We start from the raw sequence: 23,064 nt of genomic DNA on the forward strand, positions 1-23,064 counted from the left end.
ACGGCGCGGCGCGCTCAGGTTCTCGGCCGCTGCGGTGTCATGGATTCAGCGGTGCCCTTGCAGCCCGGGGGTGACGGCGTCGATCAGGGCGACCGCGTCGGTGTAGGGGATGTCGTCCACCAGGTACGCCTTCTTGCCCGCGGCCGTGGCGGCGACCACCGTGGCCAGGCCGACGCGGCGCTGCCAGAAGGTCTGGCGGATGGTCCAGCCGATGATGCCGGGGGCTTCGAGGCAGTCGCGATTGCGGTCGAGGCTGCCGCGGCGGGTGATGAGCCAGGTGGGGCCGGTGTCGGCGGGCAGGACGCGGTGGCCGAGGCTGCGGTACCTGTCCTCGGCCAGCGCCGCCATCAGCCCGGCGAACACCACGGGCACGACCCAGATCCACACGGGCAGTGGACCTTCGACCAGCGCGAGCACGATCATGGCGACCAGCAAGATGCCCACCGGCCAGGCCGCCCGCACATACCGACGCCGGTGCGCCGCGCGACCGTGCGAGATCAAGTCGGCAGTGCCCAGCATGGTGCCGGAAATGCCCTGCGGCACAGCAGGGTCCGTCTTGGTGAGCTGTGGCCGTCGATGAGTGCGCAGGAGTTCGTCGAGGGTGCGTTCGACGGCGGCGCGCGGCGCCTGGGGGAGCACCTTCTGACGCGGATTCTCCCCGGTCATGATCATTTCCAGCTGGGCGGCGCGGGCCGCACGCAGCAGCAGCGGATCGTTGAGCGTGGCGCCGCGGAAGCGGGCCAGGTCGAGGGTGATCTGGCGGGTGGTGAAGAGCCCGTGTCGCAGGTGCAGTGTCGAACCGTTGTCGAGGACACGCAGTCCGTACCACGTGGCCAGGTACTGCCCGCAGGCGGCGAGGCTCACCAGCAGCAGGGTGAGGACGACCATCGCGGCGATCACGAGGGCGACCACGGCGACGCTGTCGTGCCCGATCTCCTGTGCCGGAGCGGATTTCACGATCCACTCGAGCACCCCGTACTGCGCCGCCAACCCGGCGATCGGGGCGACGATGGCCAGCCCCGTCAGCGACAACGGCGCGTACCGAACCCACGCGGGTCGCCAATGCCCGATCTCGACACCGGATTCGTGGATGGGTGTGGCGTCGTCGGCCGGCCGTTCTTCGGATCGACCTGTGTGCGCGAGCAATTCGGTGCGCAAGGTGGGAATCCGGCTCGTGTCGAGCGCGTCGAGCTTGAATTCCTCGTCCTTGGCGGTATCGGTTCCGGTGCCGATGGTCAGCACCGCAAGACCCAGAACCCGGTGCAGCAGATCGGCTTCCACGTCCACCGAGCGGATCCTGGGCCGTGGCACCGACAGCGTCCGGCGGCCGACTACCCCGGTGCGCAACTGCACGTGATCGGCGTCGATGCGATAGGTCGTGGTGAACCACCGCAGCACACCGAACGCGGCGACGAGCAGCACCGGGATCAGGCTCCACAGCGGATTGCCGCTGGTGGTACCGACGATCACCGAACCGAGCAGGACCGGAATGTATTTCACGATCTCGGTGACCGGATACACCAGCAGCATGCGTGGATCGAGCCGCTGCCATGGTGTCTCGCTCATGTGGCGTCTCCGCGATGCTGGGCGGCGATGGCGGTCAACCGAAGCACCGTCTGCTCGGCGACGGGCAGGTCGAGCGCGCTGATCTTGACCGCGCCGGCCGACGACGCCGTTGTGACCGTCACCGTGGCCAGCCCGAGTATCCGCTCGAGCGGGCCGCGCTCGGTGTCCACCGTCTGCACCCGCGAGATCGGCGCCACCCGGGACTCCTGATCCAGCCAGCCCACCCGCGTGTACACGGCCTCGTCGGTGACCTCCCACCGGTGCACCGCGAACCGCCACAGCGGAACGACGACCAGCCCGAGCACCGTGAGCGCGACCAGCGCCAGCCCGGCGACCAACTGCCAACCGCGCCGGTCGTCGACGAACACCCACACCGCGAGTGCCACCGCGAGCACCACGATGCCGACGGCGTTCTCCAGCGCCCACAGCAGTTTCGCCTTGGGACTCGGCCGCCAGGCCGGGTCGGCGAGGATGGTTGAACGCGGCAACGACATGCTGCCATCGTGGCACGAGGGTGCGACGAGTTCGCCCGGCTCGGGAATATGTGCCCGCGCGGCCGAGGTTGTGGCCGAGGAAGACGACCCTCGCGCGCCCGCTACGGGCGGCGTGACCAGCCCACCACACGTTCGGGAGAGAAGTAGCGCATGATCGACGGGGTGAGCGACCTTCCACTGCCGAGCGTTCCGCCGAACCCGCCGAGTGCCTCGGCCATGCGCCGGGCGCTGCGACGGGCCCGCGACGGCGTCACGTTGAACGTCGACGAGGCAACCGTCCTGCTGCACGCCACCGGCGACGACCTGGCCGATCTGTGCGCCAGCGCCGCCCGGGTCCGCGACGCCGGGCTCGAATCCGCGGGCAGACCACGCACCATCACCTACTCGCGCAATGTGTTCATCCCGCTCACCCGCCTGTGTCGCGACAAGTGTCACTACTGCACCTTCGTGACCGTGCCGGGCAAGCTGCGGGCCGAGGGCAAGGGGATGTTCCTCGAACCCGACGAGGTACTCGAGATCGCCAGGCAAGGTGCGGCGCTCGGCTGCAAGGAAGCTCTGTTCACCCTGGGCGACCGCCCCGAGGACCGCTGGCCCGAGGCCGCGCAGTGGCTCGACGAACGCGGCTACGACTCCACCCTCGACTACCTGCGCGCGGTGTCGATCCTCGTGCTCGAGGAGACCGGCCTGCTGCCGCACCTGAACCCCGGCGTGATGAGCTGGAACGAGATCGCGCGGCTCAAGCCGGTCGCCCAGTCGATGGGCATGATGCTCGAGACCACCGCCACCAGGCTGTTCACCGAGAAGGGCGCCTGCCATTTCGGCAGCCCCGACAAAGACCCGGCGGTGCGGCTGCGGGCCATCACCGACGCGGGCAGGCTCTCGGTGCCCTACACCACCGGCATCCTGGTCGGTATCGGTGAGACGCTCGCCGAACGCGCCGACTCGATCATGGCGATCCGCAAGCTGCACCGCGAGTTCGGGCACATCCAGGAAGTGATCGTGCAGAACTTCCGGGCCAAGTCCGACACCGCCATGCGCGACGCGCCCGATGCCGATGTGGCCGAGTTCCTCGCCACGGTCGCGGTGACCAGGCTGCTGCTCGGCCCGGATGTCCCGGTGCAGGCGCCGCCGAACCTGGTCTCGCACAGCGACTGCCGCGCCCTGATCGACGCGGGTATCGACGACTGGGGCGGTGTGTCGCCGTTGACGGTCGACCACGTGAACCCCGAACGTCCGTGGCCCAATCTCGACACGCTGCGCGAGATCACCGAGGCGGCCGGGTTCACCCTCGCCGAACGCACCTCCGCGCACCCGAAGTATGTGCGCGCGGGCCATCCGTGGATCGATCCGCGCATCGGCGCGCACGTCGCGGCACTCACCGATCCGGTCACCGGGCTGGCCAGGTCCGAGGCGCTGCCCGTCGGGCTCGCCTGGCAGGAACCCGACGAGTCGTGGGACTCGGCGGGCCGGGTGGACCTCAACACCGCCATCGACTCCGAGGGCCGCATCACCGACAGCCGCAGCGACTCCGGCCTCGGCCAGGAGGTGGTCGGCGCGTTCGGCGACTGGGAGACCATTCGCGAACACGCCCGCGACCTGGCCGTCGCCGCACCCGAACGGCTCGATTCCGAGGTACTCGACGCGCTGCGTGCCGCCGAGAACGACCCGGCGGGCCTGACCGACGACCAGTACCTCGCGCTCGCCACCGCCGACGGTGTGGCAATGGATGCCGTTGCGGCTCTTGCCGATCAGCTGCGGCGCGAGGTGTCCGGTGACGAGGTCACCTACGTGGTGAACCGCAATATCAACTTCACCAACATCTGCTACACCGGCTGCCGGTTCTGCGCGTTCGCCCAGCGCAAGGGCGATGCCGACGCCTTCACCCTCAGTACCGACGAGGTGGCCGACCGGGCCTGGGAAGCCCATGTCGACGGCGCCACCGAGATCTGCATGCAGGGCGGCATCGACCCCGAGCTGCCCGTCACCGGGTACGCCGACCTGGTGCGCGCCATCAAGGCCCGCGTCCCGTCGATGCACGTGCACGCCTTCAGCCCGATGGAGATCGTCAACGGTGCCTCCCGTGGTGGGCAGAGCATCCGCGACTGGCTCGCGGCGCTGAAGGAGGCCGGGCTCGGCTCGATTCCCGGCACCGCCGCCGAGATCCTCGACGACGAGGTGCGCTGGGTGCTCACCAAGGGCAAGCTGCCGACCTCGGCCTGGATCGAGGTGATCACCACCGCTCACGAACTGGGCATCCCGTCGAGTTCGACCATGATGTACGGGCACGTCGACAACCCGAAGCACTGGGTCGGTCACCTGCGTGTGCTGCGCGAAATCCAGGACCGCACCGGCGGTTTCACCGAGTTCGTGCCGCTGCCGTTCGTCCACCAGAGCGCCCCGCTGTACCTGGCGGGCGCCGCGCGTCCCGGCCCGACCAACCGCGACAACCGCGCCGTCCACGCCCTCGCGCGCATCATGCTGCACGGCCGCATCCACAACATTCAGACCAGCTGGGTGAAGCTGGGCACGGTCGGCACCCAGATGATGCTCTCGGGCGGCGCCAACGACCTCGGCGGAACGCTGATGGAGGAAACCATCTCTCGCATGGCGGGCTCCCAGCACGGCTCGGCCAAGACCGTCGCCGAACTCACCGAGATCGCGGCGGGCATCGACCGCCCGGTCCGCGAACGAACCACCACTTACGGCACCGTCGAGCCGAAGGCTGCCCCGATCGCGCTGACGATCAGCTAGACCCACATCGGGCAGGACCGTCGTATTATGCGCAGATTGCATGAATTCCAGGACGACGATATAGCATTGCTGTTATGTCATGGGGTACCATCGAGCTCGAAACTGAGGTGCGGGATTGGCTCGAGAAGCTGTCCACCGAGATGTTCGCGCGAGCGGCGTTCCACGTCGATCTGTTGGCCGAGTACGGGCCCCCGCTTGGCGAGCCGCACACGCGACAACTCGATGGAAAGCTCCGCGAGCTGCGATTTCAACTGGAATCCGAGGCGACTCGGGTGTCCTACTGGATCGCGCCCGGCCGCCGCATCATCCTGCTCACGGTATTTGTGAAGTCCAGGATGCGGGAGCGCCGCGAGGTCGACCGCGCTCGCAAGGCGATGCAACGTTGCGTCGTCGAGCGACACACGGCTGAGGAGGACGAGAGCGATGACTGAGAGAGCCGATTGGGCCGAGATGCGCGACCGCCGTCTGCGGGAGCCTGGTGCGGCTGAGGCGTACGCCGCGGCGAAACTCGCCTACGAACTCGGTCGCGATATCCGGCGCATGCGCGAGGACCGAGGCTGGACTCAATCGGTTCTGGCCGATGCCGCGGAAATGACTCAGTCGGCTGTCGCCCGATTCGAGGCGGGCGGGACGATCCCGAGCCTTCCGGTACTGGAGCGGCTGGCCCGCGCACTCGATGCCGACCTGGTCGTACAGGTACGCCCGCGGGTTGCTTGAGCTCGAATTCGAGTCCGGCATCACTCGAAGCCGTTGCGATGAACTAGTTAGGGCAGGCTGACCTGGGGGTAGCGTGTAGTTCGGGATAGGGTTCGGGGGGCGGAGTTGGCCCCCGCAGCTGTGGACAGACTAGGAGAACGGCAGTGCCGTACATCATCGCTGAACCGTGCGTTGACGTGAAGGACAAGGCGTGCATCGAGGAATGCCCCGTGGATTGCATCTACGAGGGTGGCCGCATGCTCTACATCCAACCCGACGAGTGCGTTGACTGTGGTGCGTGTGAGCCGGTCTGCCCCGTGGAGGCGATCTTCTACGAGGACGACACTCCGGACCAGTGGAGCGGCTACATCAACGCCAACGTCGACTTCTTCGACGAACTCGGGTCGCCCGGCGGCGCGACCAAGGTGGGCAAGGTCGACTACGACCCGGCCTTCATCAAGGCGCTGCCCCCCATGGCCGAAGAATGAGCGCAGGGGTGCCGACCCGTGGCCGGGTGAGCAGCCTGCTGCCCGACTTCCCGTGGGACACCATCGCCGCGGTCAAGCAGAAAGCCGCCGCGCATCCGGGCGGGCTGGTCGACCTGTCGGTGGGCACACCGGTCGACCCGGTCGACCCGCTCATCCAGGCCGCACTCGGCTCCGTCGCGGCCGTCCCCGGGTACCCGACCACGCACGGCACCCCTGAACTGCGCGCCGCGGCCGTCGCCGCGCTGGCGCGCCGGTTCGGGATCACCGGTGTCGATCCGGCGGCCGTGCTGCCGGTGATCGGCACCAAAGAGCTCATCGCCGGACTGCCGCGCCTGCTCGGCATCGGCGCCGACGACCTCGTCGTCATCCCCGAGATCGCCTACCCCACTTACGAAGTGGGCGCCCTGCTGGCCGGTGCGAAGCCGTGGCGCGCCGACGGCCTCACCCAGATCGGCCCGCAGAACCCGGCGCTGATCTTCGTGAACTCTCCGTCCAACCCCACCGGCAAGGTGCTGCCCGTCGAGCACCTGCGCAAGGTGGTTGCCTTCGCCCGTGAACGCGGCGCGGTCGTCGCCTCCGACGAGTGCTACCTGGGCCTGGTCTGGGAGGGCGAGGCGGTCTCCATCCTCGACCCGCGCGTCTGCGACGGCGACCACACCGGCCTGCTGGCCATCCACTCCCTGTCGAAGACCTCGAACCTGGCCGGCTACCGCGCCGGTTTCGTCGCTGGTGACCCCGAACTGGTCGCCGAACTGCTCGAGGTGCGCAAACACTCCGGCATGATGCTGCCCTTCCCCATCCAGGCCGCCATGACCGCCGCCCTCGCCGACGACGCCCACGAGGCGGCGCAGCGCGAGCGGTACCGCGCCCGCCGCGACACCCTGCGAAAAGCCTTGGAGCAGGCTGGCTTCCGCATCGACTTCTCCGAAGCCGGCCTCTATCTGTGGGCCACCCGTGGTGAAGCGTGCCGGGTCACCCTCGACTGGCTCGCCGACCGCGGCATCCTCGCCGCCCCCGGCGACTTCTACGGACCACGCTCCCCGGAGCACGTCCGGGTCGCCCTCACCGCCACCGACGAACGCATCGCCGAAGCGGCCGCCCGGCTCTCCTGAGACGTCCGGGTCCGGTTGCCTCGCCTCCTGTCTCGCGCGCGAATCGGTTAGTGTCCGCACAGTCGACATCGGCGCGAACAGGATCGAAAGGCTCGCAACACATGCACGGGGTGGATTTGGTCGCGGGCACGGTGTTCGCCGGATATCGGATCGAGCGGGTGCTCGGGCGCGGCGGAATGGGCACCGTGTACCTGGCCGCACACCCACGCCTGCCGCGACGGGTCGCACTGAAACTGCTGAATCGCGACCTGTATTCGGACCAGGAGGTGCGGGCCCGTTTCGAGCGTGAGGCCGACGTATCGGCCCGCCTCGATCACCCCGGCATCGTGTCGGTGCTCGATCGCGGTGTCGAGGACGGGCTGATGTGGATTTCCATGCAGTACGTGGACGGCACCGATGCCTCGGTGTTCCGTGGTCGCCCGCTGGACCCCGCCCGCGCGGTCGACATCATCGCCCAGACCGCCGAAGCGCTCGACTACGCCCACGAGCGCGACGTGCTGCACCGGGACGTGAAACCCGCCAACATCCTGCTCTCCGCCGGCCGGGGCCGGGATCGCGTGCTGCTCACCGACTTCGGGATCGCCCGTCTGCGCGGCGACGCCCGCCAGCTCACCCGCACCGGCGACTTCCTCGCCACCCTCGCCTACGCCTCGCCCGAACAATTGTCCGGTGCGACTGTGGATCACCGATCCGACCAATACTCGCTCGGTTGTTCCCTGTACACGCTGCTCACCGGCGAAAGCCCGTTCCCCGCAGACAATCCCGGTGCCGTCGTCGCCGCACATCTCACCAAGCCCGTGCCGCGGGCCTCGGACCGGGTAAGCGGTCTGGCGCCCGGCCTGGACGCGGTGATCGGTCGTGCCATGGCCAAGGATCCGGCTGAAAGATTCGGCAGCTGTGCCGAATTCGGTCAGGCGGCGGCCGCGGCATCGGCTGTCGCTCCAGCGCTGATCGGCGGCCCGCAGCGCACCGGACCGGCGCTGTCGCCCGGCGAAACGCGGCGCTACCCGGCCATGAGTGCTTCCGCCGCACCGTCGAGTGCTCCCACCGGAACTTCTACCACTCCAGCCGACCTGCCAACGGTTGCCGCGGCTCATCCGGGTGCTCGCGCGGTGCGTCCGCGCGCGACCGAGGTTCCGGGTAAAGCTGTCTCGTCTCGATGGCGGGCGCTCGCGGTGGGTCTGCTCGTACTCGCGATGATCGCCGGTGTCGGCGTTGTCGGTGCGGGCGCGGTCTACTGGAAATTCGTCCGGCCGCAGCGTGTTCCACCGCCGCCGACCTGGGGTGAACACTCTTCGATCGCCACGGCGTTCCCGAGCTTGATCGCCTCGAATCCGGCCGGTCGTGGCTGGCGCGATGCCGTCTGTTCGCCGACGTCCACGTTCGTGGTCGCCCCCGGCGACCCGGCGCCCCTTCGCCAGATCTCGTGCACCGACGCCGACGGCGTCATCACCTGGTTCACCGCGTACCCGTCCGCCGCCGACGTCGAGAACTATTTCTCCCGGCACACCGTCGTCCACGACGTCCGGACCCACCCAGCGCGAAATTCGGCCGTCGCCGTCGCCCGCCCGAGCGACCCGGGCGCCCCCTTCACCCTCGCGGTGAGGGAACGCGATCACAGCGCCACAGCCGACATTCTCGTCGAGGTCTCCTGGCCCGGCCACACCTTCGACGAGACCTACGCATCCTGGTTCGAACAAGCCCCGCTCTGAGTCGGCGGATCAGCTCAGGGGACCAGCCATGCCCCTAAATCTGAAACACGCGTTGGTCAATGCCCCTCAACGCGGGACGGCGGTCCCGTAAGCGGCGAACCTGGAGCGATGACGTTTCCGGCGGCGAAGCGGTCGGCGAGGTGACGGCGGGGTGCGGCGTTCTGCGATCACCCGGGTGAGTGGCTCGGTATAACAGGTTCTCATTTGCAGTCTCGATGAGGAGCCGCACAGTGCGTGAATTCTTGCATGAAAACCCAGGTCGAACCCGATACGCGGGAGGGTTCACGCGGCGGCGGTTCCTAGCTGCAACAGGTGTCACTTTAGCGGTGGCGACCGTGGGGAGCCGCGCGCTCGCCTCCGCCGCACCGCTGGCCGACGGGGACACGGTTCCCGCAGTGGTGATCGGTAGCGGGTACGGCGGGGCCGTCGCCGCGTTGCGATTGGCGCAGGCGGGGGTGGACGTGGCGATCGTCGAGATGGGAATGTCGTGGGATGCGCCGGGCCCCGACGGGCGGGTGTTCTGTCCGGTGCTGAAACCGGACGGGCGGTCGTACTGGTTGCGCGAGCGCACCGATCAGCCGGTCGGGTACTTCATGGGCGGCTCGTACAACAAGGACATCGACAGGTACACAGGCGTTCTCGACTCCGAGGACTTCGGCGGGATCCGGGTGTACCAGGGGCGCGGCGTCGGCGGCGGATCGCTGGTGAACGGCGGGATGGCGGTGACGCCGAAACGGGAGAATTTCGCCGCGATCCTGCCGTCGGTGAATGCCGAGGAAATGTATTCCACCTATTACCCGCGCGCGAATACCGCGCTCGGCGTCAATCACATCGACAAGACGTGGTTCGAATCGGCGGAGTGCTACCAATTCGCACGCGTGGGTCGCAAGCATGCCGAAAGATCCGGTTTCGGTTGGACTTTCGTACCCAATGTCTACGACTTCGAGTACATGAAGAAGGAGCAGGCGGGCACGGCGACCCGCTCGGCACTGGCGGGCGAGGTGATCTACGGCAACAACTACGGCAAACGCTCGCTCGACCGCACCTACCTCGGCGCGGCCGCCGCCACCGGCAAGGTGCGGATCAGTCCGCTGCACAAGGTCACCACGGTCACGCCCGGCGCGGGCGGGTACCGGGTGGAAATCGCCCAGCTCGATTCGAGCGGCAAGACGGTCGCCGTCAAGAACGTGACGGCCCAACGGGTCTTCTTCGCGGCGGGCAGTGTCGGCACGAGCAAATTGCTGGTGGCGATGCGGGCGACGGGCAAACTGCCCGACCTCCCGGGCGCGGTCGGCCAGAAGTGGGGCAACAACGGCAATGTGATGGTCGGCCGTGCCAACCACATGTGGGACGGCACCGGCAGCCTGCAGTCCTCCATGCCCTGCCTCGGCATCGACAACTGGGCGGACCCGGGCGGGCCCGCCTTCGCCGAGGTCGCGCCGTTCCCGGCCGGCCTGGAGACCTACGTGAGCCTGTACCTGGCGATCACCAAGAACCCGAACCGTGCGGCGTTCAGCTTCGACTCCGCCACCGGAAAGGTGAACCTGAACTGGCAGAAGTCGTGGAGTCAGTCGTCGATCAACGCGGCGAAACGCATCTTCGACAAGATCAATGCCAAGGAAGGCACCATCTACCGGACCGATCTGTTCGGCGTTACGAAGACCTGGGGTGACGACTTCACCTACCACCCGCTCGGCGGGTGCGTGCTGAACGAGGCCACCGACAACTACGGCCGCCTGCACGGGTACCCGGGCCTCTACGTCATCGACGGTGCCCTGATCCCCGGCAATACCAGCGTGAACCCGTTCGTCACCATCACCGCGCTCGCCGAACGCAATATCGAACGGATCATCGCCGACGACCTCTGAGCCCGCGCGAGCTGCCCGGCACCGGGCAGCTCGCGACGCCCTCAGATCAGCGGCTTGCCCCGGCGCCGCCTGCGCCGCATGTCGGCGAGGGTGGCGTTGAAGGGGAAGCTGCGGATGGGGCGCGGCATGCGGCCCCAGACCGCGCCGGTGGTCCGCAGCAGGCGGGCCAGACGGCGTTCGTCGCGCTCGGTCCAGGTGAGTCCGAGTTCGTCGCGCAGGTGCTCGGGGAGCAGGCCGGTGGTGTACCAGCGATGGAAACGGGCGAAGACCACGCGCAGGGGCGGGTAGAGCATCCGCAGGTCGAGCAGGCCGTCGAAATAGGCCTTGATGGTGTCGTCGACGCTGGTCTTGGCCAGGTTCTCCGTCCAGTACGCCTCGAAGGCCGCGCGGTCGGCGGGCCACATCTCGCGCGGCACCTGCAGGGTGGTGCCGAAGCGGTGGGCGTACTCGTAGAAGGAGTCGGCGGTGTCGTCGTCGATGGGGCCGTGCAGGCGCTCCATCAGGTCGACCGAGCCCCAGTACAGGCAGGCGGCCACCCACATCTGCAGGTTCTTGTCGAAGGCGTTGTACTTCACCGGGCTCTCGGGCGTGGAGTGCACGTGCCGGTGCGCGCCGTTGATCGCGGTGCGGTAGGCGGCGCGGTCCTCGTCGGTGCCCATCATCGCCACCGACAGATAGGTGATGGTGGTCCTGGTTCGTTTGAAGGGGTGCAGCATGATGCTTCCGCTGTGCACGCGCGATTCCGCGACGCCGTAGCCGACCGGGGCCAGGCTGAGCTGCATGATCACATTCGCCGTTGCGCCGAAGAAGACGGCGGCGCCGTCGACGTGATCCCGGATGTCGAAGTCCGCGGGTCCGGTGTGGCTGGACCGCGAATGCGCGAGGCTGGTCATCGTTGACCCCAATTCGTCGGTGAGAGAGTTGTAGCTTGAATGTCTCATTCTGTCGTCGGGGTGTCAACGGGCGGTGGCGCGTGCCGCCGGAACGCGCCGGGCTAGCGTGGACGGATGTCCTACGGTCCGCCGCTGCTGCTCGCCTCGTTGAATCCGCTCGCCGTCGCCGCCGGGGACGACCTTCCCGATGCCGTCACCATCGATGATGCCACCGTCTCGCGCAGTGATCTGCTGGGTGCGGCCACCTCGGTCGCCGAACGGATCGGGCGCGCCGAACGGGTCGCGGTGCTGGCCGAGCCGACCCTGCGGACCGTGCTCGCTGTGGTCGGCTGCCTGATCGCCGGGGTGACGATCGTCCCCGTTCCGCCCGACGCGGGAACCGCTGAGCGTGAACACATCCTGCGTGATTCCGGCGCCCAGGCCTGGCTCGGAGCCGCGCCGGCGGACACCGATCTGCCGGTGGTTCCGGTGCGCCTGCACGCTCGGTCCTGGCACACCTACCCCGAGCCCGACCCGGCGGCCATCGCCTTCATCCTCTACACCTCGGGCACCACCGGCGCCCCCAAGGGCGTGATGCTCAGCCGGGGCGCCATCGCCGCCGGGCTCGACGCGCTCGCCGACGCCTGGAACTGGACGCGCAAAGACACACTCGTGCACGGACTTCCGCTGTTCCACGTACACGGCCTGATCCTCGGCCTACTCGGGCCCCTGCGTTTCGGCAGCCGCTTGATCCACACCGGCAAGCCGACCCCCGACGCCTACGCCGCCGCCGAGGGAACGCTGTACTTCGGGGTGCCGACGGTATGGTCACGCATCGCCGAAAAGCCGGAAGCGGCCAAGGAATTGAGCCGGGCGAGGCTGCTGGTTTCGGGCAGCGCGCCGCTGCCGGTTCCGGTCTTCGAGAAGCTGGCCGAGCTCACCGGGCACGCGCCGGTGGAGCGGTACGGCATGAGCGAAACCATGATCACCCTGTCGACCAGGGCCGATGGTGAACGTAGGCCGGGCTGGGTCGGCACGCCGGTGCGCGGCGTCGAGACCCGGCTGCGCGACGAAGCGGGCAATCCCGTCCCGCACGACGGCGTGAGCATCGGTGGCCTGCAGGTTCGCGGCCCGATGCTGTTCGACGGCTATCTCGGCCGCCCCGACGCCACGGCCCGTGACTGGACCGAGGACGGCTGGTTCCGCACCGGTGATGTCGCCGTCATCGACGCCGCCGGTTTCCACCGCATCGTCGGCCGCGAGTCCATCGACCTGATCAAGTCCGGTGGGTACCGGATCGGCGCGGGCGAGATCGAAACCGCCTTGCTCGGGCATCCGGCGGTCGCCGAGGTCGCCGTGGTGGGGCTGCCCGACGACGATCTCGGACAGCGGATCGTCGCCTTCGTCGTCGCCCGCGACACCGGCTCCGACGATCTCGCGACCGAACTGATCGCGCATGTGGGCGACCAGCTCTCGGCCCACAAACGGCCGCGTGAGATCCGCTTCGTCGACGCGCTGCCGCGCAATGCGATGGGCAAGGTGCAGAAGAAGTCGCTGACCTAGCGGTTCATGCTGCCCCGCGCGCTCAGCCGGCGGATGGGCCCGATCAGGGCGTGATACACCGGACGAACCACGCGCCCCGGCAGATACCGGTGCCGTTCCTCGGCCCACACCCGTGCCCTGGCGTGCGAGGCCAGCGGCGACCACTTGTCCGGGTCCGGCGGGGCGGCGGTGTGAACTTCGATGCGGCACAGGTGTTTTGTGTTGACGAATCCGTACTGCTTCGGGCTCACCAGCCGGATCGGGGCGCCGTGGTCGCTGTCGAGGGGTTCGCCGTCGAGGCGGTCGGCGAGGAAGACGTCGTCGGCGAGGGCGTCTTCCAACTGCACGACCGAGCGGAACTCGTCCAGGCCCTCGAAGCTGAGGTGGGTGATCGTCGCTCCCGGTGCGAGCGCGGGCTCGATCACCAGCCGGTAGAAGTCGCGGAACGGTGTGCCCTCCCAGAGCAGGTCGGTCGCCGACCATCCTGCTACGCAATGGAAATCGGCCTTCTGCTCGCGCCGCGGCAGCTGCGCCAGTTCGGTGAGCGCGATGGTGACGGGCTCGACCGCGGCCCCGCAGACCTCGATCGCGGGGTGCTCGGGAACCGGCGGCGGCGGGTGATGCAGATGCGTACCGAAGCGGGGGAACCCTTCGACGGCGCGTTGGCCCGGGGGAAGAAGTGCCATGCCGATCCTCCTGTTATACGACTCCGTATAACAGCTGAAACTACTCCGTGCCGGTGGCCGCGTCGAGTATCGGCTTCGTCACCCCGGGCAACGAAAAGGCCCCGCACTCGGGCGAGTGCGGGGCCTTTCGGTTCAGTGGATCAGGGCTGGCCGGTCGCGAACGCGATCACCGCGTCCAGGAACTCCTGGCCACCCATCACGTAACCACCGATCAGCATCCCGGCGGGGATGGTGAACAGCCACAGGAACGGGAAGAACGCGCCGATGATGCCACCGATCGCGATGCCCGGCAGGTTCTTGTTGACCTGGGCCATCAGGCGGTCGTAGGAGCTGATGTCCTTCAGTTCGGCGATGTCGCCGAGCTTGGCGGTGTCCTCCGGCGTCATCGAGGCGGCCAGCTTCACGCTACGGCCGTCCTCGGCGATCTGCGGGGTCACCGAGATCGGCAGACCCGCGACCTCCGAGCGCAGCGCCGTCTGGTCGACGGTGACGCCCTCGGCATTGCGCAGCAGCACGGCCGACCCGTCGGCGGCCAGCTCGAAGCGGCCGTTGTCGACCGCCCAGGTGATGGTCTTGTCGGTGGGCGACACCGCGGTGGTGTAGTCGATCCCGTTGCTCACACCCGAAGTCACGCCCCCCGCAGCCACCACCGCGGGCTGTTCGGTCGCCACGGCGGGCTGACCGTTGGCGGTGGCCGCGGTAATCCCCACCGCGACAACCGACATCACAACAGCAGTAGTGAACTTTCCGAACTTCATACTTGAATCCCTCCACATTCGAAAGCCCCCCGACCGGGTGGGCGAATTCAAGCTAGCGGACCCGAAAAGCCTTGCCGCAACGGGATACCCGTCGTCAACAAACCGCAATAAATGCGATATTGCCGAATGCGGGATTCAGTCGTTGGCGTGCAGCGCGGCATTGAGCTCGATACCGGTGCCCTTGCGCGGCACCACTTCCACCGCACCCGTGGTCGAATTGCGGCGGAACAGCAGATTGTTCTGCCCGGCCAGGGTGGCGGCTTTGACGACGGTGCCGTCGGGCGCGGTGACCTTGGTTCCGGCGGTCAGGTACAGGCCCGCCTCGAGCACGCAGTCGTCGCCGAGCGGAATGCCGAGACCCGCGTTGGCGCCGAGCAGGCTGCGCTCACCGACCGAGATGACGGTGGTTCCGCCGCCCGACAGCGTGCCCATCGTCGACGCGCCACCACCGATGTCGGAGCCGTCGCCCACCACGACACCAGCCGAGATACGGCCCTCGACCATCGAGTTGCCGAGGGTGCCCGCGTTGAAGTTCACGAAGCCCTCGTGCATGACGGTGGTGCCCGAGGCGAGGTGCGCACCGAGGCGGACGCGGTCGGCGTCGCCGATGCGCACACCCGAGGGCACCACGTAGTCGACCATGCGGGGGAACTTGTCGATGCTGTACACGGTGACCGGGCCGCGGGCGCGCAGCTTGATCCGGGTCTGCTCGAAACCCTCCACCGCGCACGGGCCGTGGTTGGTCCACACCACATTGCTGAGCAGGCCGAACTGGCCGTCCAGGCTCAGGCCGTGCGGCTGGACCAGGCGGTGCGAGAGCAGGTGCAGGCGCAGGTACACGTCGTGGGCGTCGGTGGGGGCCGCCGACAGGTCGGCGATGGTGGTGCGCACCGCGACCACCTCCACGCCGCGCGCCTTGTCGGGGCCGAGCAGGTCGGCGAACTCCGGCGCGTCGGCCGCGTCGAGGCGCTGGGAGCCGGTCTCGGTGAACTCGCCCAGCTCCGGGCTCGGGTACCAGGTGTCGAGGACGGTGCCGTCCGAGGTGATGGTGGCGATACCGACTGCGCTTGCTCCTTGAGTGCTCACGGACCACATTTTGCCGCCTCGATCCAGGTCGAGGTGGCGCGGGGGCTGTGCGATGGACCACCCGGTCCGATTCCCGCACCCGGACACGGCGTCGTACGCGCGTACTACTGTCGAGATGTGACTCTCGATTTGCGCGCCGACCCCGTCCAGTTGACCGCCGCCCTGGTCGATGTGCCGAGCGTTTCCCGCGACGAGGCCGCCATCGCGGATCTGGTCGAGCAGGCGCTGCGCGATCAGACCACCGGTTTCGAGATCAAGCGGCACGGCAATGTGGTGCTGGCGCGCACGAACCTCGGCCTGCCCACCCGGGTGATTCTGGCCGGGCACCTGGACACGGTGCCCATCGCCGACAACGTGCCGAGCAGGTCCGCCGAGGTGGACGGGGAGCCGGTGCTGTTCGGCTGCGGCACCGTCGACATGAAGTCCGGTGACGCGGTATTCCTGCACCTGGCCGCCACCATCACCGACCCGGCCCACGACCTCACGCTCATCTTCTACGACGGCGAGGAGATCGCCGCCGAGTTCAACGGCCTCAACCACATCGAACGCGATATGCCCGAGTGGCTCGACGGCGACCTCGCCGTGCTCGGCGAACCCTCCGGTGGCTGGATCGAGGCGGGCTGCCAGGGCACGCTGCGCGTGCGGTTGAGCACGTCCGGTGTGCGCGCGCATTCGGCCCGGGCCTGGTTGGGGGAGAACGCGATTCACGCGCTGGCGCCGGTGCTGGAACGTCTGGCCGCCTACCAGGCGCGCCAGGTCGACATCGACGGCTGCGTGTACCGCGAAGGGCTCTCGGCGGTGCGCGTGTCCGGTGGCGTCGCGGGCAATGTGGTACCCGACGTGGCCGAGGTGGACGTGAACTTCCGCTACGCCCCCGACCGCACGGTCGAGCAGGCCATCGCGCACGTGCGCGAGGTCTTCGACGGGCTCGACGTGGGTTTCCGGGTCACCGATTCCTCGCCCGGCGCCCTGCCCGGTCTCACCGCACCGGCCGCGCGCAGCCTCATCGACTCGGTCAACGCCCACGGCGGCGGCGGAGTGCGCGCCAAGTACGGCTGGACCGACGTCTCACGCTTCGCCGCCCGGGGCATCCCCGCCGTGAACTTCGGCCCCGGCGACCCCAACCTCGCCCACAAGCGCGACGAACACGTCCCCCTCAGCCAGATCACCGCCGTCACCGCCATGCTGCGCACCTACCTCACCGCGGGTGCCCAGTAGCGTGGAGGACATGTCGAGCGAATCCGTGGATGAACAGGTGGGGAAGGCCAAACCGAAGTTCCGTGGGCCGGTGATGTTCCGACGCGAACGCAAGCCGGGAGCGCGGACCGCGGACCGCAATCTTCTCGACACCCGTCAGGACAGCGAGTGGGTGCACACCGATCCGTGGCGGGTGCTGCGGATCCAGGCCGAGTTCGTCGAGGGCTTCGGCGCGCTGGCCGAGGTGCCGCCCGCCGTCACGGTGTTCGGCTCGGCGCGCACGCCGGCCGACCACCCGGAGTACGCGGCGGCACGGGCGATCGGCTCCGCGCTCACCGACGCCGGTTTCGCGATCATCACCGGCGGCGGACCGGGGGCCATGGAGGCGGCCAACCGCGGGTCGTCGGAGGCGGGCGGCTACTCGATCGGCCTGGGTATCGAGCTGCCGTTCGAACAGGGGCTCAACGACTGGGTGGACCTGGGGATCAACTTCCGCTACTTCTTCGTCCGCAAGACGATGTTCGTGAAGTACTCGCAGGCCTTCGTCTGCCTGCCCGGCGGTTTCGGCACCCTCGACGAACTGTTCGAGGCGCTCACCCTGGTGCAGACCCGCAAGATCACCCGCTTCCCGATCATCCTGTTCGGCACGGCCTACTGGTCCGGGCTGGTGGAGTGGATGCGTAATTCGCTGGCCGGGTCGGGCAAGATCTCGCCGGAGGATCTCGACCTCATCCAGGTCACCGACAGCGTCGAAGACGTGGTGCGCATCGTCAAGGAGGCGACCGGCAGCGGCAACAGCGACATCGAACGGCTCGGCACCGAGGATCAGTGGTGAGCTACTCGATCTGCGTTTATTGCTCGGCGAGTACAACCGAACCGGAACTGATCGATCTGGCGTCCCAGGTGGGCACCGAAATCGCCCGTCGCGGTTGGCAACTGGTGTCCGGCGGCGGCCGGGTGTCGATGATGGGCGCGGTCGCGGCGGCCGCGCGGGCGGGCGGCGCGCACACCGTCGGGGTGATTCCCAAGCATCTGGTGCACCGCGAGGTCGCCGATACCGCCGCCGACGAACTGCTCGTCACCGACACCATGCGCCAGCGCAAACTGCTGATGGAGGAACGCGCCGACGCCTTCCTCACCCTGCCCGGCGGCGTCGGGACGCTCGAGGAATTCTTCGAAACCTGGACCGGCGGTTACCTGGGCGAACACACCAAACCCGTGGTCGTGCTCGACGCCGACGGTTTCTACCGCGGGCTGTTCGGCTGGTTGGACGAGCTGTTCGAGCGCAAGATTGTCACACAGCAGGCGCGCGACCGCATCGTCGTGGCCGCCGACCTGCCAGCCGCGTTCGCCGCGTTGACACCGGCCGCGGCCCGAGGGTAGGAGATCGACGTGAGCAACGACGCCCGCGACACCGTCAGCGTGTTCGACTTGGCCAAGAAGCTGCCCGGCATGGCCATGGACGCACCGCGCATGCTGCGCAACGCACCGGGAATGCTGGTGGGGCCCAAGGACAAAGCCTCCATCGGCAAGTACTTCCAGCGGCTCGCCCACCGGCGGCCCGACCGGGTGTTCCTGCGCTTCGAAGACCGTTCCTACACCTATCGCGCCGCCAACAGCGAGGTGAACCGGTACGCCGCAGTGCTTTCCGCGCGCGGAGTCGATCGCGGCGACGTGGTCGGCGTGCTCATGACCAACCGTCCCGAGACGCTGTTCACGGTGCTCGCGGTGCTCAAACTCGGCGCCACCGTCGGGTTGCTCAACTACAACCAGCGCGATCAGGTGCTGGCCCACAGCATCGGTCTGCTCGACAGCGTGCTGGTCGTGGTCGGCGAGGAATGCCTGGAAGCGCTCGATTCGCTGCCCCAGGCACCGGCGAACGTGCTGATGTCCGAGGAAATCGCCGAATCGGCGCGTGGCGGAACAGCTTCCGACCCCGCGGTCTGTGAGCAGGTGACGGCGGGCGAACGCGCGTTCCTGATCTTCACCTCCGGCACCACCGGTATGCCGAAGGCCAGCGTGATGACCCACCTGCGCTGGACCAAGAGCATGGCCGGGCTCGGTGGGCTCGGCGTGCGGTTGCGCGGCGACGACGCCCTGTACTGCTGCCTGCCGCTGTACCACAACAACGCGCTCACAGTGGCGCTGTCGGCGGTGCTGGCCGGTGAGTCCACCTATGTGCTCGCGCGCAAGTTCTCCGCCTCCGGCTTCTGGGCCGAGATCGCCCGCGAAGGGGCGACGGCGTTCATCTACATCGGTGAGCTGTGCCGCTACCTACTCAACCAGCCCGTACGGCCCGGCGAGGAGAACAACCGGGTACGGCTCGTCGTCGGCAACGGGCTGCGGCCGGAACTGTGGGACGAGTTCCGGCGCCGCTTCGGCATCGACCGGGTGGTGGAGTTCTACGGGTCGAGCGAGGCGCCGCTCGCCTTCGTCAACGCCTTCGGTGTCGACCGGACGGCCGGGTTGTGCCCGCTGCCGTACGCGGTGGTCGAGTACGACGACGAGACCGGTAAGCCGCGTCGCGGACCGGACGGGAAGCTGCGCAAGGTGCGTTCCGGTGGCGTCGGGCTGCTGCTGGCGAAGGTGAACAACCGTCAGCCCTTCGACGGTTACACCGATGCGAAGGCCTCCGAATCCAAGCTGGTCCGCGACGGGTTCAAGAAGGGCGACTGCTGGTTCGACACCGGCGACCTGGTGCGCGACCAGCACTTCTGGCACATCGCGTTCGTCGACCGGCTCGGTGACACCTTCCGCTGGAAGGGCGAGAACGTCGCGACCACCGAGGTGGAGGGCGCGCTCGATCAGCACCCGAGCGTCGAGCAGGCGGTGGTGTTCGGGGTGGACATCCCCGGCACCGACGGCAAGGCGGGCATGGCCGCGATCACCCTGCACCCCGATGCCGAATTCGACGGTAAGGGGCTGGCCGCCACCGTGTACGAGCGGTTGCCGCTCTACGCGGTGCCGCTGTTCGTCCGGGTGGTCGCCGAACTCGAGCAGACCTCCACCTTCAAGAGCCGCAAGGTGGAACTGCGCAAGCAGGGCTACGCCGCCGACGCCGAGGGACAGCTGTATGTGCTCAGCGGACCGACCGAGGGCTACGTCCCGGCCTACGACGGCTACGCCGACGACGTCGCCGCGGGTAGAGCTCCGCGATAGCGATGCCTGAACCCACCTTCTGTGGTCGGCCCGTGCCGACCGATCGCGCGCTGGTGATGGCGATCGTGAACCGCACCCCCGACTCGTTCTACGACCGGGGCGCCACTTTCACCGACCGGGCCGCGATGGACCGGGTGACGCGGGCCGTCGACGAAGGCGCCGATCTGGTCGACATCGGCGGGGTGAAGGCCGGGCCGGGGGACACGGTCGACGCGGCCGAGGAAACGCGACGGGTGGTTCCGTTCGTCGCGGCGATCCGGGAGAAGTATCCGGAGCTGTTGATCAGTGTGGACACCTGGCGCGGCAAGGTCGCCGGGGATGCCGTGGCAGCCGGTGCCGACCTCGTCAACGACACCTGGGCCGGGGCCGACCCCGAGCTCGTCCACGTGGCCGCCGACCTGGGTGCCGGTATCGTCTGCAGCCACACCGGTGGTGCCGTGCCGCGCACCCGTCCGCACCGGGTCCGCTACGCCGACGTGGTCGCCGAAGTGACCGCCACCGTGGCCGCCGCGGCCGACCGCGCGGCCGCCGCCGGGGTGCGTCGCGACGGAATCGTGATCGATCCCACTCACGATTTCGGAAAAAACACCTATCACGGGCTCGAGTTGTTGCGTGGAATCGACAGTCTCGTAAAAACCGGGTGGCCAGTGCTGATGGCCCTGAGTAACAAGGACTTTATCGGGGAGACTCTAGGTGTCGGTCTGACCGAGAGGGTCGAGGGCACACTGGCGGCGACCGCGTGGGCGGCCGCTGCGGGCGCTCGGGTCTTCCGGGTTCACGAAGTCGCCGAGACCCGGCGGGTCGTGGACATGATCGCCGCAATCCAGGGCATCCGGCCCCCCGCACGAACTCTGCGAGGTCTGGCATGAAAATCCAACACCGCGAGCCCGCCTGGGCCACTACCCACACCTGGGACACCCCTGACTGGACGGTCGGCGACCTCGTCGCCGCCAAAGCGGGTCGCACCGTTTCGGTGGTGCTGCCCGCCCTCGACGAACAGGACACCGTCGCCGACGTGGTGGCCAGTATCCGGCCGCTGCTCGGCACCCTCGTCGACGAACTGATCGTGCTCGATTCCGGATCCACCGATGCCACCGCCGAACGTGCGCGGCGCGCGGGTGCCGAGGTGGTGACCCGCGAGGAGGCCGTGCCCGAGCTCGAGCCGGTGGCGGGCAAGGGCGAGGCGCTGTGGCGGTCGCTGGCCTGCACCTCCGGTGACCTCATCGCCTTCGTCGACTCCGATCTCATCGATCCTGATCCGGCGTTCGTGCCCAAGCTGCTCGGCCCGCTGCTGACCATGCCCGGCACCCATCTGTCCAAGGCCTACTACCGGCGCCCGCTGCGCCAAGGCGAGTCCGTGGACGCCAACGGCGGTGGCCGGGTCACCGAACTGGTCGCCCGCCCCCTGCTGGCGGCGCTACGCCCCGAACTGGTCCAGGTGTTGCAACCGCTCGGCGGTGAATACGCGGGCACCCGCGAACTGCTCACCGCCGTCCCCTTCGCCCCCGGCTACGGCGTGGAGATCGGTCTGCTGCTCGACACCTACGACCGCCTGGGTCTCGACGCCATCACCCAGGTGAACCTCGGCGTCCGCACCCACCGCAACCGCCCCCTCTCCGACCTCGGCGTGATGAGCCGCCAGATCCTCGGCACCGCCCTGCGCCGCAGCGGCGTCCCCGACTCCGGCGCCCCCCTCACCCAATTCCCCCTCATCGCAGGCGAATTCATCCCCCACACCACCGAGGTCTCCCTCGAAGACCGCCCCCCGATGAAAACCCTCCGCCCCGAACAGGTCGCCGCCTGACACCTCCCCCGACCGCCTCGTCGTCCCGACGAGGCGGTCATCGGCGCGCGCACCCCTTGCCGCGTGGCTCGACTGTGCGGGGCTGCCGACGACGCCGAACTCGACGACCTACGTACCGATCGGCCGCGGCGCGGTTATCGGAAGCGAAGACGGTCCGCACGGGGATCAGTGTCGAGGGGCTCAGGGTGTTGGAGGGTGGATGGGGCCGGTCAGGGTGGTGAGGGGGCGGGCCGAGGTGTTGGTTCGGGTGGCGAGGATCTGGGCGAGGATGGAGACGGCGGTTTCCTCGGGGGTGTGGGCGCCCAGGTCGAGGCCGAGGGGGCTGTGGATGCGGGCGATGGTGGCGGGGGAGAGGCCGTGGTCGCGGAGGCGGGTGGTGCGGTCGCGGTGGGCTCGGCGGGAACCGAGGGCGCCGATGAAGGCGACTGCCGGCAGGTCGAGCGCGGCGGCCAGCATGGGGACGTCGAATTTGGGGTCGTGGGTGAGGACGCAGACGACCGTGCGGTCGTCGATGCGGTCTGCCGCGGCTTCGGCGGTCAGGTAGCGGTGGGGCCAGTCGACGACCACGTCGTCGGCGGTGGGGAAAAGTGCCGGGGTGGTGAAGGTTTCGCGGGCGTCGACGACGGTGACGCGATAGCCGAGCTGAGTGGCGGCCGTGGTGAGGGCGCGGGTGTAGTCGTTGGCCCCTGCCAGGATCATGCGGGCGGGGGAGCGGAACACCTGGACGAAGGTGCGGGGGCGGGTCGCGGCGGCAGGCGTGCAGTCCTGGGCGCCGACCATGCCGTTGTGGCCCGCGGCGAGCAGTGCGGCCGCGTCCTGGTCGAGGCCGCGCCACGGCGTGACCTGCCCGGGCCGCAGCAGCCGGCGATCCGGGGTGGATTCGAGAGTCGTGGCGTAGGCGATGGGCTGGTGCGCGGTGAGCGCGGCCCGCAGCTCTCGCAGCAGCGGAAGATCGGCGTGGTCGAGCCGTTCGACGAAGACCTCGATCTCCCCACCACACGGCAGTCCGACGGTGAGCTCGTCGGCTGCCGCGAACCGCTCCACACAGGCCGAGCCGTCGGCGAGCGCCTGTTGGGCCGTCACCAGTAGCGCCGCCTCGACGCATCCACCCGAGAGCGAGCCGACGACCCGACCATTCGGAGTGACCACCATCGCGGCCCCGGTATCGCGCGGCCCCGCCCCGATCCGGTCGATGATCCGGGCCAGCGCCACCGGCCCCTCGGCGAGCAGATCGAGCGCCTGTCCGAGCAGATCGCGCATCGCCCACCGGCCT

The 23,064-nt window shown here is 68.7% G+C and carries 21 protein-coding genes; 14 read left to right on the forward strand and 7 right to left on the reverse strand.

Annotated elements, in window-relative coordinates; genetic code table 11:
• Positions 1-45: 45 nt before the first annotated feature.
• Positions 46-1,566: a PH domain-containing protein gene (locus tag NI2_RS03530; RefSeq protein ID WP_067485740.1), complete on the reverse strand. Its 1,521-nt coding sequence runs from the start codon at positions 1,564-1,566 to the stop codon at positions 46-48.
• On the reverse strand, positions 1,563-2,060 hold the full coding sequence (locus NI2_RS03535) for a PH domain-containing protein (protein WP_067485742.1): 498 nt from the start codon (positions 2,058-2,060) through the stop codon (positions 1,563-1,565). The genes NI2_RS03530 and NI2_RS03535 overlap by 4 nt, the downstream gene beginning before the upstream one ends.
• Before the next feature lie 150 nt (positions 2,061-2,210).
• Here NI2_RS03535 and NI2_RS03540 point away from each other — a divergent pair, with 150 nt between their 5' ends.
• The 7 genes from NI2_RS03540 (at position 2,211) to NI2_RS03570 (ending at position 10,687) form a co-directional block, all read left to right on the forward strand.
• Entirely contained in the window at positions 2,211-4,811 is a 2,601-nt protein-coding gene (locus NI2_RS03540) for a bifunctional FO biosynthesis protein CofGH (protein WP_067485744.1), read from the forward strand.
• 107 nt (positions 4,812-4,918) lie between these two features.
• Positions 4,919-5,242: a type II toxin-antitoxin system RelE/ParE family toxin gene (locus tag NI2_RS03545; protein WP_243749745.1), complete on the forward strand. Its 324-nt coding sequence runs from the start codon at positions 4,919-4,921 to the stop codon at positions 5,240-5,242.
• Positions 5,235-5,528, forward strand: coding sequence for a helix-turn-helix domain-containing protein (locus tag NI2_RS03550; RefSeq protein ID WP_067485748.1), 294 nt, complete (start codon positions 5,235-5,237; stop codon positions 5,526-5,528). The genes NI2_RS03545 and NI2_RS03550 overlap by 8 nt, the downstream gene beginning before the upstream one ends.
• Before the next feature lie 143 nt (positions 5,529-5,671).
• Positions 5,672-5,995 (forward strand): ferredoxin, encoded by a 324-nt coding sequence (gene fdxA, locus NI2_RS03555; RefSeq protein ID WP_022566345.1) that lies wholly within the window; start codon positions 5,672-5,674, stop codon positions 5,993-5,995.
• Positions 5,992-7,107, forward strand: coding sequence for a succinyldiaminopimelate transaminase (dapC, locus tag NI2_RS03560; RefSeq protein WP_067485750.1), 1,116 nt, complete (start codon positions 5,992-5,994; stop codon positions 7,105-7,107). The genes fdxA and dapC overlap by 4 nt, the downstream gene beginning before the upstream one ends.
• A gap of 101 nt (positions 7,108-7,208) precedes the next feature.
• The gene (locus tag NI2_RS35530; RefSeq protein WP_067485752.1) at positions 7,209-8,819 is read left to right on the forward strand and encodes a serine/threonine-protein kinase; all 1,611 of its coding nucleotides are present in this window, start codon (positions 7,209-7,211) and stop codon (positions 8,817-8,819) included.
• A gap of 326 nt (positions 8,820-9,145) precedes the next feature.
• On the forward strand, positions 9,146-10,687 hold the full coding sequence (locus tag NI2_RS03570) for a GMC oxidoreductase (RefSeq protein ID WP_452445560.1): 1,542 nt from the start codon (positions 9,146-9,148) through the stop codon (positions 10,685-10,687).
• 41 nt (positions 10,688-10,728) lie between these two features.
• Here the strand turns inward: NI2_RS03570 and NI2_RS03575 are convergent, their stop codons facing one another.
• Complete coding sequence (locus NI2_RS03575) at positions 10,729-11,580, reverse strand: oxygenase MpaB family protein (RefSeq protein ID WP_067485756.1); 852 nt, start codon at positions 11,578-11,580, stop codon at positions 10,729-10,731.
• A gap of 114 nt (positions 11,581-11,694) precedes the next feature.
• On the opposite strand from NI2_RS03575, the gene NI2_RS03580 reads away from it, so the two are divergent.
• Positions 11,695-13,122, forward strand: a complete 1,428-nt coding sequence (locus NI2_RS03580; RefSeq protein WP_174552176.1) for an acyl-CoA synthetase — start codon at positions 11,695-11,697, stop codon at positions 13,120-13,122.
• Here the strand turns inward: NI2_RS03580 and NI2_RS03585 are convergent.
• The 3 genes from NI2_RS03585 to dapD form a co-directional block, all read right to left on the reverse strand.
• The gene (locus NI2_RS03585; protein WP_067485758.1) at positions 13,119-13,787 is read right to left on the reverse strand and encodes a molybdopterin-dependent oxidoreductase; all 669 of its coding nucleotides are present in this window, start codon (positions 13,785-13,787) and stop codon (positions 13,119-13,121) included. The genes NI2_RS03580 and NI2_RS03585 overlap by 4 nt on opposite strands.
• Before the next feature lie 140 nt (positions 13,788-13,927).
• Positions 13,928-14,545, reverse strand: a complete 618-nt coding sequence (locus NI2_RS03590) for a DUF8020 domain-containing protein (protein WP_067485760.1) — start codon at positions 14,543-14,545, stop codon at positions 13,928-13,930.
• Between the two features lie 135 nt (positions 14,546-14,680).
• Positions 14,681-15,631, reverse strand: coding sequence for a 2,3,4,5-tetrahydropyridine-2,6-dicarboxylate N-succinyltransferase (gene dapD / locus NI2_RS03595; RefSeq protein ID WP_067486014.1), 951 nt, complete (start codon positions 15,629-15,631; stop codon positions 14,681-14,683).
• Positions 15,632-15,748: 117 nt separating this feature from the next.
• Here dapD and dapE point away from each other — a divergent pair, with 117 nt between their 5' ends.
• From dapE to NI2_RS03625, 6 genes are read left to right on the forward strand one after another with little or no spacing between them, the layout of a single operon-like run.
• On the forward strand, positions 15,749-16,849 hold the full coding sequence (gene dapE, locus NI2_RS03600) for a succinyl-diaminopimelate desuccinylase (protein ID WP_067485762.1): 1,101 nt from the start codon (positions 15,749-15,751) through the stop codon (positions 16,847-16,849).
• A gap of 10 nt (positions 16,850-16,859) precedes the next feature.
• The gene (locus NI2_RS03605; RefSeq protein WP_067486016.1) at positions 16,860-17,663 is read left to right on the forward strand and encodes an LOG family protein; all 804 of its coding nucleotides are present in this window, start codon (positions 16,860-16,862) and stop codon (positions 17,661-17,663) included.
• Positions 17,660-18,211 carry an LOG family protein gene (locus NI2_RS03610; protein ID WP_371851929.1) on the forward strand — a complete coding sequence of 184 codons (552 nt, stop codon included), beginning with the start codon at positions 17,660-17,662 and terminating at the stop codon, positions 18,209-18,211. The genes NI2_RS03605 and NI2_RS03610 overlap by 4 nt, the downstream gene beginning before the upstream one ends.
• A gap of 9 nt (positions 18,212-18,220) precedes the next feature.
• Entirely contained in the window at positions 18,221-19,987 is a 1,767-nt protein-coding gene (locus tag NI2_RS03615; RefSeq protein ID WP_067485766.1) for a long-chain-acyl-CoA synthetase, read from the forward strand.
• A 2-nt stretch (positions 19,988-19,989) separates the two neighbouring features.
• Complete coding sequence (folP, locus tag NI2_RS03620; protein ID WP_067485768.1) at positions 19,990-20,856, forward strand: dihydropteroate synthase; 867 nt, start codon at positions 19,990-19,992, stop codon at positions 20,854-20,856.
• On the forward strand, positions 20,853-21,791 hold the full coding sequence (locus NI2_RS03625; RefSeq protein ID WP_067485770.1) for a glucosyl-3-phosphoglycerate synthase: 939 nt from the start codon (positions 20,853-20,855) through the stop codon (positions 21,789-21,791). The genes folP and NI2_RS03625 overlap by 4 nt, the downstream gene beginning before the upstream one ends.
• Positions 21,792-21,971: 180 nt before the next feature.
• Here NI2_RS03625 and NI2_RS03630 read toward each other — a convergent pair whose 3' ends face one another.
• Complete coding sequence (locus NI2_RS03630) at positions 21,972-23,051, reverse strand: XdhC family protein (protein ID WP_067485772.1); 1,080 nt, start codon at positions 23,049-23,051, stop codon at positions 21,972-21,974.
• Positions 23,052-23,064 lie beyond the last annotated feature (13 nt).

Origin of the sequence: Nocardia ignorata NBRC 108230, assembly GCF_001612905.1 — a bacterium.
GTDB lineage: Bacteria > Actinomycetota > Actinomycetes > Mycobacteriales > Mycobacteriaceae > Nocardia > Nocardia ignorata.

Excerpts from the sequence above, each read along its gene's own strand:
- NI2_RS03530 (WP_067485740.1), bottom strand. The coding sequence starts at position 1,566 with ATGAGCGAGACACCATGGCAGCGGCTCGATCCACGCATGCTGCTGGTG.
- NI2_RS03535 (WP_067485742.1), bottom strand. The coding sequence starts at position 2,060 with ATGTCGTTGCCGCGTTCAACCATCCTCGCCGACCCGGCCTGGCGGCCG.
- NI2_RS03540 (WP_067485744.1), top strand. The coding sequence starts at position 2,211 with ATGATCGACGGGGTGAGCGACCTTCCACTGCCGAGCGTTCCGCCGAAC.
- NI2_RS03550 (WP_067485748.1), top strand. The coding sequence starts at position 5,235 with ATGACTGAGAGAGCCGATTGGGCCGAGATGCGCGACCGCCGTCTGCGG.
- dapC (WP_067485750.1), top strand. The coding sequence starts at position 5,992 with ATGAGCGCAGGGGTGCCGACCCGTGGCCGGGTGAGCAGCCTGCTGCCC.
- NI2_RS35530 (WP_067485752.1), top strand. The coding sequence starts at position 7,209 with ATGCACGGGGTGGATTTGGTCGCGGGCACGGTGTTCGCCGGATATCGG.
- NI2_RS03575 (WP_067485756.1), bottom strand. The coding sequence starts at position 11,580 with ATGACCAGCCTCGCGCATTCGCGGTCCAGCCACACCGGACCCGCGGAC.
- NI2_RS03580 (WP_174552176.1), top strand. The coding sequence starts at position 11,695 with ATGTCCTACGGTCCGCCGCTGCTGCTCGCCTCGTTGAATCCGCTCGCC.
- NI2_RS03585 (WP_067485758.1), bottom strand. The coding sequence starts at position 13,787 with ATGGCACTTCTTCCCCCGGGCCAACGCGCCGTCGAAGGGTTCCCCCGC.
- NI2_RS03590 (WP_067485760.1), bottom strand. The coding sequence starts at position 14,545 with ATGAAGTTCGGAAAGTTCACTACTGCTGTTGTGATGTCGGTTGTCGCG.
- NI2_RS03605 (WP_067486016.1), top strand. The coding sequence starts at position 16,860 with ATGTCGAGCGAATCCGTGGATGAACAGGTGGGGAAGGCCAAACCGAAG.
- folP (WP_067485768.1), top strand. The coding sequence starts at position 19,990 with ATGCCTGAACCCACCTTCTGTGGTCGGCCCGTGCCGACCGATCGCGCG.
- NI2_RS03625 (WP_067485770.1), top strand. The coding sequence starts at position 20,853 with ATGAAAATCCAACACCGCGAGCCCGCCTGGGCCACTACCCACACCTGG.
- NI2_RS03630 (WP_067485772.1), bottom strand. The coding sequence starts at position 23,051 with ATGCGCGATCTGCTCGGACAGGCGCTCGATCTGCTCGCCGAGGGGCCG.